Annotated in this window: 1 protein-coding gene; it reads left to right on the forward strand. The window is 58.3% G+C overall.

The genetic code is table 11. The features are described from left to right. Positions 1-325 (forward strand): FCD domain-containing protein (locus OQK_RS01480; protein WP_016770787.1); only part of this gene is annotated, 325 nt, incomplete at its 5' end. Positions 326-520: the final 195 nt, after the last annotated feature.

Raw genomic sequence — 520 nt, forward strand, 5'->3', positions numbered from 1 at the left:
TGAATTCCACCTGAAGCTGGCGGAAGCGGCAATGAACGCACCGTTGATCAGCTTCCAGCGCAGCCTGGTGTCGCAGACCTCGCTGATCATCGCCCAGTACGAAAGCGGCAACCGCTCGCATTGTTCGTACGACGAACACACCCAGTTGATCGACGCCATTGAAAAGCGCGACGGCGAACTGGCGGTGAACCTGATGATGCATCACATGGATCACATCGACAGCAAGCTCAACCTCGACGAGGAAGGCGCGTCGGATGATCTGCATGCGGTGTTCTCGCATTTGTTGCAGACCAAGAAGCCGGGGCGTCCAGCGGCCAAGCTCTGATCTGAAACCGAGTCGCCCCAATCGCTGGCAAGCCAGCTCCCACAGGTTTCTCGGTGTATCGCAGATTTGGTGAACCCCACAAAACCCTGTGGGAGCTGGCTTGCCAGCGATAGCTCCCTGACCGGCATCAAAAATCCCCCGGGGTAAACACCACCGGGGATGATCGTTCCCACGCTCTGCGTGGGAACGCCTCTA

The sequence above is a fragment of the Pseudomonas sp. R62 genome (assembly GCF_000257605.1).
Taxonomy (GTDB): domain Bacteria; phylum Pseudomonadota; class Gammaproteobacteria; order Pseudomonadales; family Pseudomonadaceae; genus Aquipseudomonas; species Aquipseudomonas atacamensis.